8 protein-coding genes are annotated in these 13,264 nt (G+C 42.3%); 2 read left to right on the top strand and 6 right to left on the bottom strand.

Annotated features, from left to right (window positions below; genetic code table 11):
* Positions 1 to 104: 104 nt before the first annotated feature.
* The 3 genes from AB4160_RS00580 to AB4160_RS00570 all read right to left on the bottom strand — a co-directional run bounded on the left by AB4160_RS00580 (position 105) and on the right by AB4160_RS00570 (position 5,570).
* Positions 105 to 851, bottom strand: coding sequence for an HAD-IIA family hydrolase (locus tag AB4160_RS00580; RefSeq protein ID WP_102436842.1), 747 nt, complete (start codon positions 849 to 851; stop codon positions 105 to 107).
* A gap of 184 nt (positions 852 to 1,035) precedes the next feature.
* A complete protein-coding gene (locus tag AB4160_RS00575; protein ID WP_372003202.1) occupies positions 1,036 to 3,846 on the bottom strand; it encodes an FAD-binding and (Fe-S)-binding domain-containing protein in 2,811 nt (936 codons plus the stop codon).
* Positions 3,847 to 3,917: 71 nt separating this feature from the next.
* Entirely contained in the window at positions 3,918 to 5,570 is a 1,653-nt protein-coding gene (locus tag AB4160_RS00570; protein WP_372003199.1) for an L-lactate permease, read from the bottom strand.
* Positions 5,571 to 6,266: 696 nt separating this feature from the next.
* Between AB4160_RS00570 and AB4160_RS00565 the strand changes: the two genes are divergently transcribed.
* Complete coding sequence (locus AB4160_RS00565) at positions 6,267 to 7,871, top strand: hypothetical protein (RefSeq protein ID WP_372003197.1); 1,605 nt, start codon at positions 6,267 to 6,269, stop codon at positions 7,869 to 7,871.
* A gap of 308 nt (positions 7,872 to 8,179) precedes the next feature.
* Here AB4160_RS00565 and AB4160_RS00560 read toward each other — a convergent pair whose 3' ends face one another.
* The 3 genes from AB4160_RS00560 to AB4160_RS00550 form a co-directional block, all read right to left on the bottom strand.
* Positions 8,180 to 8,689 carry a hypothetical protein gene (locus AB4160_RS00560; protein ID WP_102436849.1) on the bottom strand — a complete coding sequence of 170 codons (510 nt, stop codon included), beginning with the start codon at positions 8,687 to 8,689 and terminating at the stop codon, positions 8,180 to 8,182.
* A 117-nt stretch (positions 8,690 to 8,806) separates the two neighbouring features.
* Entirely contained in the window at positions 8,807 to 9,700 is an 894-nt protein-coding gene (locus AB4160_RS00555) for a LysR family transcriptional regulator (protein ID WP_102436851.1), read from the bottom strand.
* 644 nt (positions 9,701 to 10,344) lie between these two features.
* Positions 10,345 to 11,721, bottom strand: a complete 1,377-nt coding sequence (locus AB4160_RS00550) for an L-serine ammonia-lyase (RefSeq protein ID WP_102477137.1) — start codon at positions 11,719 to 11,721, stop codon at positions 10,345 to 10,347.
* Between the two features lie 434 nt (positions 11,722 to 12,155).
* On the opposite strand from AB4160_RS00550, the gene nagZ reads away from it, so the two are divergent.
* Positions 12,156 to 13,178 carry a beta-N-acetylhexosaminidase gene (nagZ, locus tag AB4160_RS00545; protein WP_372003195.1) on the top strand — a complete coding sequence of 341 codons (1,023 nt, stop codon included), beginning with the start codon at positions 12,156 to 12,158 and terminating at the stop codon, positions 13,176 to 13,178.
* Positions 13,179 to 13,264: the final 86 nt, after the last annotated feature.

Below are 13,264 nucleotides of genomic sequence, written 5' to 3'. Positions count from 1 at the left end.
CAATAAAGATTATTGTAGCCGCATAATGAATCAAGCCTATGCATCACACAAGAGCATAGGCTTGAAATTATGTTACCTAATGTTAATCAACAGGAAATAATGGCTTAAACCACATCAATATCGCCTGCGCATTTGAACACATGGTTAGGTCTAAATGGCTCTTTATCAATGTCGGTAAATTGACTAACGCCACTGGTAACCAAGATGGTTTCTAGTCCCGCTTGAAATCCAGCTAAAATATCCGTGCGCATGTTATCGCCAATAATGATGGTGTTATCTGAATGACCTTTTATGTGATTAAGTGCTGAGCGAATAATCCACGAACTGGGTTTGCCCACATAAAAAGGCATTTTGCCAGTGATACGCTCAATGGGTGAGCATAATGCGCCGCATGCAGGACTATAAGCTGGCCCGTGAGTATCAGGATTGGTGGCAATAAAACGCGCTCCTGCAGCTATAAATTTTGATGCTTTATGGATCATGTCCCAGTTAAATGAACGGGTTTCACCGACAATTACAAAATCAGGATTAATATCTGTGATGGTAAAGCCTGCATTGTAAAGTTCATGGGTGAGGGCGCCTTCACCAATCACATAGGCTTTACTGCCTTGTTGATGCTTTAAAAAGTCAGCGGTGGCCATGGCTGAGGTATAAAAACAGGTTTCAGGAACGTTAATGCCTGCAGCGCCAAGGCGATTTTGTAAGTCTTTTCCGGTTTGCACAGGGTAATTGGTGAGAATAACCAGTGGGTTGCCTTGTTCAAGTACCCGATGAATAAACTTGTCACTTCCTGGTATGAGCTTGTTGTCGTGCAGTAAAACGCCATCAATGTCGCAGATAATATTTTTCATTCACTCGCCTCGAGTCTTAATCTTTAATGCTATCCATAAAAGGTTTTTTGCCCATTCATACAAACATAATTTGCGCGATAAATCATCTAAATCAATCGAGGAGGTCGTTTTAATTGGCACAAAAAAAAGCACTGAATTGATAATATCAACTTCAGTGCTTTTTATACTTGCTTAGCTTAAATGCCTAGCGAGTACATTCTTCCAGTAGGTATGCTAAATGGCGATACGAAATGCCACTGTGCTGGGTCAAGCCCACTTCACAGGTTCTGTTAGCGTAGTAACCTTCTTTGGTTTCAGCTGGGATCAGCTTTTTAATATTACGCAGGGCGCTGGCATTAATTTCTGGTTTATAAAGACCTTTTTCACCGGCATAACCACAACAAGCAATACCATCTGGCAATACCACTGTTTCAGAACAGGCATCAGCAATGGCTTGAAGTTTTGGCTCAAGTTTCATCTTGCGGGCACTACAACCTTGGTGCAGGGCCACGCTAGATTTCTTGGTGATACTTGGTTTAATGTTCGGCAAAATATTGTCGTGCATGAACTCAACTAAATCTGTAATCGCTACTTTAGGATTACCGGTTAGAGTGCGATAAGTACAAGACAATGCGTCAACAAGCACAGGGACTTTACCGTTTTCGCTTAGCTCACTCAGGGTATCAATCAGTTCATCACGCTTAGCATCCGCATTTTTGAAATCACCTTTTGACTCCCACAATTGTCCACAACACAGCTCACGAGTATTGTCTGGGGTGATCACGTTGTAGCCTGCACGTTCTAGCAAAGTCACAACTACTTCTGGCAGCGTTACCTTGTTAGGGTCTTTTGGTGTCGGGCCAAAAGTACGACCGCCACATGCAGGGAAGTACAATACCGTCTGCTGACCAGGAATATGAGCCGATGGTTTAGCGACTTTGCCGCCCTTAGGAAAGTCAGGATTCCAATATGGCACTTCTTTAGTGATCATACGGCCGACATTCATAATTGAGTTGGTGACACCATCACCAGTGATTTTATGAATAACACCTAAGGCGTCAAAGCCTGTACTGATCGCTTGGTTAACTAAACCAAAGTGATTAGCTTGAAAGTCGAGTACTTTTTGCTCTGTCGTAGTAATGTGCGGAGTACGCAATTTACGCACCAAATTACCCATGCTGTTGTCAACTGGACAAGCAATAGTACAAAGCTGACAAGCTGCACAAGTATCAATCACGTCATACTTTGAGCTGACGCGCATTGCTTCGGCGGCTTCTTTTTCACCCGATTGCTCTAAACGCTCAATTTCACGCAAGGTTGCGATACGTTGACGAGGGGAAAAGTTTAGCGCTGAAGTTGGGCAGGTTTTTTCACAAAAACCACACTCAATACAACGATCGACAAAGTCATCCACAACTGGGCAAGGTTTAATATTTTTAACATGAACTTCGGCGTCATCGTTTAATAACACACCTGGGTTCAATAACGTGGTTGGGTCGAAAATATGCTTAATTTGTTTCATTAACGTATAAGCATCAGCACCCCATTCCATTTCTACAAATGGCGCGACAGCACGGCCGGTACCATGCTCAGCTTTCATTGAGCCATCGTACTTATTAATCACCATTTCAGCCACATCTTCCATAAAGGCATGGAAGCGCTTGATATCAGCGTCGCTGGCAAAAGTTGGGGTGATAATAAAGTGGAAGTTACCTGCCAATGCATGGCCGTAAATAACCCCTTCAGGGTAGCCGTGCTTATGGAATAGTGCGGTTAAATCAGCCGCAGCTTGTGCAAGGTGTGGTAATTCAAATGCCACATCTTCAATGATAACTGAAGTACCTTTTGGGCGCGCGCCGCCAATAATTGGGAATAACCCCGAGCGCATTGCCCAGTATTTACTAAATACCGCAGGGTCGGCACTGAAGGTAATTGGGCGCTCAGTTTTAATATGAGCTATTTTAGCGGTTACTGTTTCAGTGTATTGCGCTAAGGTTTCTGAGTCATTTGCGCGACATTCGATAAGTAAAATCGCCGAACCTTCAGGCAAATGTGACAACCACTCTGGCATGCCAGGTTTACCTGTTACGGCTTTAATCGATGCCCAGTCAAGTAATTCTACTGCTGCTACCGCATCAATGTTTAATGGTGGTACGGCGCTAGCGGCATCTTCCATACTGAAAAATACTGCCATGGCAGAAGCTTTAAATTTCGCTTCTTCCACAGTGTGGTAGGTCACTTCATTAACGAAAGCCAGTGTGCCTTCTGAGCCCACAATCAAGTGGTTAATGATGTCAAATGGGTCGCTATAGTCAATTAACGCATTGATACTGTAACCCGTGGTATTTTTGATAGAGAACTTTTTCTTAATTCGCGCCGCAAGGGTAGGGTTATTTTGCGTCATTTCTGCTAAGTCCATTAACGACTGCAGTAACTCACCATGTGTTGCTTTAAATGCGGCTTTAGACTGATCACAGCCAGTATCAAGTTCAGTACCATCGGCAAAGATTAACTTAGCTGATGCAATGGTCTGATAAGAGTTCTGCGCAGTACCACAGCACATACCCGAGGCATTGTTAGCGACAATACCGCCAATTTTGGCAGAGGTTAAGGTTGCTGGATCTGGGCCGATTTTCTTGTTTAATGGCTTTAAGGCTGCGTTAGCATCAGAGCCGATAACTGCTGAGCCTAAAGTGATTTTTTGGCTGTCTTCAGTGATTTCAATTTTTCTGAAGCCATCATGACCTAAGATAAGCAAAATACCTTCACCAATGGCTTGGCCTGATAAACTGGTACCAGCAGCGCGATAAGTCACAGGGACTTGATGTTTATTGGCAATTTCTAGCGTGGCTTTAACTTGCTCGACGTCATCTGCATGAACAACAATTTCAGGGACAATTCTGAAATAACTTGCATCTGTTGACCAAGCGAAACGACGTACAGGGTCGTTACTAACGGCATCTTTGCCTAACTTAACCAATAACTCATCCATGACTGTTTGATAATTAATAGTCATATTTTGTACTCATATTTTGTTATCTACAATGAGAGCAAGCAACCTGATGATTGCTTGCAATTAATTCAATCTTAGAAACCGCCCCAAGCGACTGCGATAGTACCAGCAACAAAGGCATAAACTAGTGCGATAGGCATGGTCTTACGAATGATTTCTGATTCGCGACCTGCCATGCCAACAACAGTAGCAGCAGCAACAACATTCATGACACACATCATGTTACCTGCGTTAGCGCCAATACCTTGGAGTGCTAAAACTAGCGCATGGTTCATTCCAATGTTGTCTGCAACAGAATATTGTAGTCCAGAGAACATCATATTAGAGAAAGTGGCAGAGCCAGATAAGAACGAACCGAAGATACCCACAACCGGTGCTGTCCATGCCCATACCGCGCCCATAGTGTTAGCCAGTAAGTCAGCTAGTGCTACAGGCATTGATGCTAAGTTTGCGCTGTTTTCACCTGAGTTAAGGAAAATTTTCACCATAGGTACTGAAGCACCTAAAGAAATAATCGTAGGCAGCATTGAAGAACAAGATGTGGTGAATGATTGCTTAATAGATTTGCTATTCATTTTGAATAATACAAAACCAATTAAACATACCACGATAAAGAAAATACCAGGGGCATAGAAGGTCGCAAAACCTGCTTTTAATTCAGTACCGAGTAAGCCAGTCCAGCTGATATTGAAGCTGTTTAAGAAGGCTTTGAATGGTTCAACAACACGTGACAAGACCAATAACGCAGCCATGATGAGGTAAGGAGACCATGCTGCCATTTGGCTGAATTTAGCAGGGGTAGCAGACTGCTCTGTTACCGCGGCATTATCAAAGTCAGATTCAGCAAAATCATGCCAAGGTGTTGATGGCAGTAACCAACCTTTTTTAGCTACAGGAATAACCACAGCCATGCCGACTAATGCACCAATCACTGATGGGAATTCAGGACCTGCAAAATAGTTAATTAACCAAGCGGGTATAGTGAATGCTAGGCCGGCAAAAATAGCGAACTTCCAAACTTGAAGACCTTCAAGGAAAGACTTGTTTCTACCAAAGAACCCGGTTAGTACGCACACCATGACCAAAGGCAATAAACTACCAGTGATTAAGTCAATGGTGATCATGTGCATTGCAATATACTGAGCGTAGTCAGCAAAATTACCGCCATGTTGGGCGATTTGAACAGCAGCCATGTTCACGCCGCCTTCAGTTAATCCTTGCTCGATACCAAATAGCACAGGCAAACCAATAGCACCAAATGACACAGAGGTTGAGTCAGCGATCAATGCCACAACGGCAGATGCAATCGGCGGAACACCCAGTAACACTAATAGTGGCGCACCAATCGCTGCAGGGGTACCAAAACCAGCTGAGCCTTCAATGAATGAGCCAAACAACCAACAGATAATAATGACCTGAACACGAGCATCAGCACTAATATTGGTAAAACCAGCGCGGATAGTATCCATTGCACCAGAATATTTAAGGGTGTTAAGTAAAAATACAGCACCAAAAATGATGGTGAGAGGAGTGAGTGCGGATAACAGTCCCTCTACCACTGAGGCGGCGATTAAAGTGGTATCCATTTGCCAAATAAATAAAGCAGCTAAGCCGGTAGCTACCATAGATATCGGCATCGCTTTCGATGCGGGCATACGTAATAAAACTAAAAACACCATGACACTGATGATTGGTGTCAGACTTGCGAGCAGTTGTAATATGGTCATGCGTACCTCTATTGGAGTGCATATTATAATATTTTAGATTTTTACTAGTTTAAGTGACTTTGTTAACGAAAGCGTAAACCCATTATTCGCTTTTGCTAAAGTGGCTACAATAAACTGCATTTAGGGATGTTGCTTTTTGATCGAGATCATCTAGATGAACATTGTTTAATACTCTAGCTCAAAGTGTGAGCTGTAATTGTAGCGGGTATTACTTATAGTGATGAAGATCTCATTTTTTAGCATGGTTACAATGCGATTATTCTGTAATTTTGTGTTAAAGAAGTTAAATTGTCTGTTGTGATTGTTTGCTGCTCAAGTATTTTATGGCTTTTGATAAGCCCCCCAAGGCTCTTTTTACTGCCTAACTGACGTCATCAATATCTAAGAACTCAATTTTTGAGTTAGCCCCAAAGAGGTATAATTCAAGGTGATTATTTAACGTTAGCTATTTTATCTCTTCAGAATCCGCCTTGTGGTCAAATCCGCTGACACCTTTATTTTATCGCGACTACCCGCTTTACATTTCTTTAACTTGTCTTGACGTAGTTTGGCTAGCTTTTCATATATGATGATTTAAAAACAATGTGTTGATTAAAAAATCATTATAAAAGTGCGCAAGGTCACATTTTGATAGCGACCTAAACAGCCTCGAGATATCCAAATTAACAATAACAACTTCAGCAATAGGGAATACTGATGGATTACAATAAATCGCGACCAAACTTATTCACACTTCTCGTAACAATAACACTGGCGCTGCAAGCTTGCGGCGGTTCAGATGATAGTACTGGCTTACCCACAGACGAGATAGTCAATCCACCAACCAGCACACCGCCGCAGACCACTCCCACTGAACCCAGTTTAGGCGACTTTGTAGCATTTGGCCCAAGTGAGGTTGTTCGTATTGCCGAAGGTGAGTCTGGTTTTTTAGCAGATTTGGACAGTGGCGATCGTTTTGGCCGCGATCATGACAATGCCGGTGATATTAATGGTGATGGTATTGATGATTTGGTCGTCGGTGCTCGCTCGGATGATGACGGCGCAACGGATGCCGGTGCTGTGTATATTTTATTTATGAATCAAGACGGTACCGTCAAGGCAAATCAAAAAATCTCCATGGTGCAAGGCCGGTTTTCAGATAGCCTAGATGAGGGCGATTTTTTTGGTTATGGCGTTGCTGGCATTGGTGATTACAACGGCGATACTATTCCCGATATTGCCGTATCGGCGCCCGCAGCCAGTATACCGGCTGTGTACATTCTGCACCTTAATCGCGATGGCACAGTCAAATCCATGGTTAAAAATGGCGGTATTGTGGCTCAAGGTCTGAGCGCTATTGGGGATATAAATGAAGACGGTAAAATCGATTTAGTGGCCGCCCAACCCAGTAGTGTTGATGGTGGCAGCATTCAACTGTTATTTTTTGATGAAAATGCAGAGGTTATTGATGATGATATCGTCACCATAGGCAGTAATAAGGGTGGCTTTGGTGATGGGTTAACTGCCAATGATAGTTTTGGCGGTCGAGAGTCAGCGTTGCTTGGGGATCTTGATAATAATGGTACTCAAGAGCTCGCAGTCGGTGCATTTGAGTCAGACAGTGGTATGGGTGCTATTTGGGTTTTGTCTCTTGATAGCGACACTTATGAAGTTGTAGATAAACTGAAAATTGCTCCAGGTCTAGCAGGCTTTGATGAAACCATTCCCTTAGATTCAAACCCTAATGGCACTGCTGGTGGACACTTTGGCCATGCCTTAGTGGCAGCTGGTGATTTAAATGGTGATGGCGTGGCCGATTTAATCACTGGCGCGAATCAATATGGCGCAGGGGTGGGCTATGTATTGTATTTAAACCCCGATAAAAGCGTTAAATCTTATAGCCGCATTAATGAAACCGAGGGCGGCTTTGATTTATCTTTAGCTTCAGAGGAACGTTTTAGCCGCTCAATGTCATTGGTTGATACTAATAGAGAGCAGGGCACTATTACTGTCAACATGGGCGGCGGCGCAGGTGTGACAGGGGCAATATATGCCTTAAGGTTTCAAGCATGTGATTTTAGCATTGAAGCTGAAAATACTTTTTGGAGTGAAGGTAATACACTGTTTTCTAACTGGGATCATGGTAGTCAAACCGTAACCGATGCATTAAATTTTGAGCAATGTAGCGTTAAAGCCTTTGAATATAATGGCACCAATATAACGGTCAAAGTAGAGGATGGTCGCTGTATTATCAAAGATGCTAGTGCAGTATTGAGTATCAGCGATGAAGGCAGTCAAGCCTATCGCCGCCAATGCCTATGAAGCGTTTTAACTGTTTATTGAAAGCGTTTGGAAAACTAAGGTATAAATAAGGCTTAAGTAGCTAAAGTCTAATTAATAATGACTTAATTAAAGCAATGATTTATTACGGGCATGATTAACACTGTTTGTGTTCATCTTGCCCTTATTGATTAGGGCTAAATCGACCGGACGAGTCATCATAGTATATGAGTGACTACGGTCATCAATCCTGAGCATGTTACTGCACAAAAACAAAACGCAGTACTAATACTCAGTACTAATACTCAGTACTAATACTCAGTACTAATACTCAGTACTAAAATTAAGTACTATAGCTCAGTGACATGTTCGCCAAAATACCACACCTTTCGAAAAGGGCCTTTATTATCTTTGGCTAAGGCTTTGACATTGTTAACTAATACATCATCGGTAAGTAAGGTTCTGCCGACATTATAAATCAGTAAATCAATGGGCTCTGATACCGAGTAGCGTTTATTGATCTTCTTTTTATAGGTTTCAGAGGTGTAATCTTTAATGTCTGTGTCGCTAGGGTAATTAGTTGTACTGCTTGATGTGGCAGTGCTTTTGTCTGTGCTTTTTTCTGCGCTTAAGTCATTGCAATTAATGCTTTTAGGGTGCGAGATGGCTTTGGCCACATCTTCAGAGCAAGCCTCAGTTAATTCAAAGTAAATAACCTTGCCATCGGTCATGCATTTTAAATCAGGCTTTCCTTCTTCAGGGGACTGTTTTTCAACCGATTGAAAATTTAGCCCTGCAGCTGCTGCAAAGCGAACAAAAATGCTTTTTTCGATCTTACCTTTTTCATATTCAGAGCCCATAGGGTGTACTCAGCTTAAATTCAAATAACCTAATAAGTATAGCTGGCGAATTTAAGCTGCAAAGTTAACCTTACTTAGCGTCATGACCCTTATTAGTGCGATGATTTACAGAGCAAGTTAACTATCTTCTTTATAAGATGGTTTTGCTTGAGCAATAAAAGCCGCGGCCGCAGCGGTTAAGGGTAAATTTTTACGCCAAATAAAGGCTAACTCCCAAGCGACCTGTTCAGCTAAGGGAATAAAAATTAATTTTTTTGAGGTAACTCGCTTACAAATCGGTGCCGGTAAGATGGCAAAAGCCATTTTGGCCTTGGCCATTGCCGCCATAAATTCCCACTGCCCAGTTTGAGACACCACATTGAGCTTGAAACCGGCATCTTGGCAACTTTGACTGATCACTTTACCGATAGAGAATTGGTCGTTGTATTGCACAAAAGGCAGTCCGGTGAGATCTTGCCAATGAATACAGCTGTGATTTGCCAGTTCATGCTCAACATGCACGCATACATTGAGTGGGTAACTTTGCAGCTGTAAGATATTAAATTCGTCAGTGTTACTGCATGGCAAAGCGGTTACGCCAATATCTAAACTGTCATTGAGTAGGGCTTTTTCGACCGCAACGCCGCCAACCTCCAACACATTGACATCAATGCCGGGATAAGTGCGAGTAAAAGATGCCAGCATATTAATAAACATCCCGCCAGTCATAGGGCTTAAACCTAAGCGCAGACGACCAATTCTTAAACCGGTTAATGCATTCATATCTTCATACATTCGATTCCACTGACCAACGATTTGCTGAGCGCTTTTAGCCAGCAATAAACCCGCTTCAGTGACTTCCACTTTTTGGTTGTTACGGATCAACAATGTCTGATCAAGGGTTTGTTCCATTTTTTTAATGGTTTTACTCAAGGTCGGCTGCGTCATATAAAGTTGCTCAGCGGCGAGGGTAAAGTGACCAACCTCAATCACAGTTAAAAAACATTGTAAGTTTTTAATTGATATGTTCATGCCAATATGGAATCCAATAAGTAATTTTTTGTCATTTTACTTATTTATAGCCTAAGAATATAGTCTATTCCATAGAAACCAGTTAACCGTTTAAATTGAAGGAATATGACATGACAGCATTCAAAAATTTATTTGCTAGTGCACTTTTTCTTGCTGCACTTCCTGAAGTAGCTGAAGCTGAAGCTAAAGAAATGCCAGCTGATGCTAAAGAAGCGTAATCAATTTGAGTTGTTAGCCTCCCCACTAATGGCTTACAAATTGATTGAAGATATTGATTCATTACATTTACTGCCCGCATCAGTTGTGTAAAATTAATAGCTTGCCAGATAGTGAAATATGAATGGCATTTATATTAAATATCATCACGTTTCACAAACAAAAAGTCCGTTGGCTAACCACCAACGGACTTTTTGTTTTTGGATTATTTATGATGATGTGTACTACCACCCCTTGTTAACGTTCATGTTCGGCTGTGACTTTCTTGACGGCAACAATGGTTTGAAATCCACCGTTTTCACTTGGTTCTTGTAATAGCCACAAAAAAGAGGCTTGGCAGCCTCTTTTAAATCACGTCTTTAATCTATGAACAGATTAAAGACCAAGATATGAGATTGAGTTAACCTTTAGTGATTAAGATTAAGCGCTTAACACTCAACAATATTTACTGCTAAACCACCTTTGGCGGTTTCTTTGTATTTGCTGCGCATATCTTTACCGGTATCCATCATAGTTTTGATGACTTTGTCTAGGGTGACTTTATGGTTGCCATCGCCGCGCAATGCCATACGTGAAGCGTTGATGGCTTTTACTGCGCCCATGGCATTACGTTCAATACAAGGCACTTGTACTAAGCCGCCAACAGGGTCGCAAGTTAAACCTAAGTTATGTTCCATACCAATTTCAGCTGCATTCTCCACATGTTCGACAGTGCCGCCCATTATTTCAGTGAGTGCACCTGCTGCCATTGAGCAAGCCACGCCCACTTCACCCTGACAGCCTACTTCAGCTCCCGAGATAGAGGCGTTCTTCTTATACAAAATACCAATAGCGGCTGCGGTTAATAAGAAGCGGCAACAGACTTCCTCATCAACTTCTTGAACGAAGGTGTGGTAGTAGCATAATACTGCCGGAATAATGCCAGCAGCGCCATTGGTTGGTGCAGTGACGACCCGATCGCCAGCGGCGTTTTGCTCATTGACAGATAATGCGAATAAATCAACCCAGTCCATGGCGGTTAATGGGTCATTGTTATTACGGCCTTCTGCTTGCAAACGGCGATATAAAGCTGGCGCGCGGCGGCGCAGCTTTAAACCTCCGGGTAACATGCCTTCTTTTTGGTAACCACGTTCAATACAGGTTTTCATGGTTTGCCAGATATTCCACAAGCCTTGTTTAACGTCCTCTTCGCTGGCAATACTTAGCTCATTTGACATCATGAGTGAAGAAATACTTAAACCATTTTCACAACACAAATCCAGTAACTGCGCGGCAGAATTAAAATCATAAGGGGCGGATTTTATCGGGGTCGCAGGCGAGGCATCACGCTGGGTAATTTCATCTTCATCTAGAATAAATCCGCCGCCGACTGAGTAATATGTGCGCTCATAAATGCATTCACCTTTGCTAAACGCATATAGGGTCATGGCGTTGGCATGGGCAGGCAGGCTTTTACGGCGATGATAGGTAATACCGTTGTCTCGAGTGAACTTGACTAGGCGGCCATCGGCAATTTTAAGGGTTTGTTCGGCTGAAACTTTTTCCAGTATGGCATCAATCGCATCGGTATCTACGGTATCAGGATCTTCACCCATTAAGCCCAAAATGACCGCTTTACCAGTTCCATGGCCTTTACCTGTTTGGCCTAAAGAGCCAAACAGTTGCGATTGTAGTTCGTCAGTTTGTGCCAGCAAGCCTTGATCGCTTAAGTGCTGCATAAATAATTTACCCGCTTTCATCGGGCCAACAGTATGGGAGCTTGAAGGCCCAATACCGATTTTGAACATATCAAATACACTAATCATTGTTATTAACCTTTAATCAGTTTTTATTATTTTAGTCGTTTAAATTTTTTGGCGTTTTATTCTAGCGCTCGCAGTGAGTAAAAATTGTGCGGCAATGTTAGTTATCTCCCTGTAACGGGTCATTTTATTGGGAATTTCCTTAGGGAAATTAAAATTTAGCGGCATAATGGCGTTAATTGGGCAGACTAAGTTTGCAATTAACTGCGATTATACCAAGCAATATAGCCTAAGTAGCTGGTATTTTTATCTAGAGCAATGGCGCCATTTAACTGCAGTATCCCATACTTTTTACGAGATACTTCATTAGATTTTCTTATGCATAGTGGTTCAGATTAGGTGAGTTTATTGCAGCGTCAGTTATCAAGGTGTTGTTTTTAAATTTATCAACAATGACAGTGGTAATTAACATTTAACAGGATATTTTAGGAGTAAGCGTGAGTTATCTAATGATGGATTTGGCTGGCGTTACGGTCAGCGAAGAAGAAGCCGAGCTATTAAGCCACGATAAAGTGGGCGGCATTATATTATTTACACGCAATTTTTCTAATAAAGCACAATTACAGGCTTTGATTAAATCTGTTCGACATATTCGCCGTGATTTATTGATTGCGGTTGATCATGAAGGTGGCAGGGTACAACGCTTTCGTGAAGAGTTTACTCTGCTACCAGCCATGGGGGATATTTTTCCTGCCGCCAAGGGCGATATGGCGCTTGCGAAACGTTGGAGCCAAGAGTTAGGCTTTTTAATGGCGATTGAGCTTTTAGCTTGTGATATCGACTTAAGCTTTGCGCCAGTATTAGATGTTAATGGTATCAGTGATGTTATTGGCACTCGCAGCTTTAGCACCGAACCTGAGCAAGTGACCAGTTTAGCTCACAGCTTTATTCAAGGCATGACTCAAGCGGGTATGGCGACAGTGGGTAAACACTTTCCCGGTCACGGCAGTGTAAAAGCAGATACCCATGTGGCGATGGCTGTAGATACGCGCACTAAAGAGACTATTTTTAATCATGATATGCAGCCTTTTAAGCAGTTAATAGGCCAGCAGCAGCTAAATGGCGTTATGCCTGCCCATGTGGTTTATTCGCAAGTAGATCCAAATCCGGCAGGTTTTTCAAACTATTGGCTGCAACAGGTGCTGCGTAAAGAGCTTAAATTTGACGGGGTGATTTTCTCAGATGATTTAGGCATGAAAGGCGCAAGTTTTGCTGGCGATTATATTGGCAGAGCCCAAGCAGCATTATCAGCAGGTTGTAATATGATTTTGGTTTGTAATGATCCTGAAGGGGTTAAAACCTTATTAACCGAGTTTACTTGGCCTGAGCAATTGTCTGAATTTAAATCTGCACTCGCATTAAGAGCGAATGCTAAGCAGGTGATTAATGCCCTTGAACAGTCTGAGCGCTGGCAACATGCGCAGCAATTGGCAAAGCAAATATTAGCGGCAAAAAAATAATAGAAATTGAGCCTTAGATGATTTTTGAGCGGTTAAGTTTGGCTTGCTGTTAAACGACAGAGTTTGTTTGCAGTTGCACGATAAAT

This window comes from Shewanella sp. 10N.286.51.B8, from assembly GCF_041469325.1.
GTDB lineage: Bacteria > Pseudomonadota > Gammaproteobacteria > Enterobacterales > Shewanellaceae > Shewanella.
The sequence above is the reverse complement of the archived record's forward strand: the minus strand, read 5'-3'. Positions and strand labels throughout refer to the sequence as shown.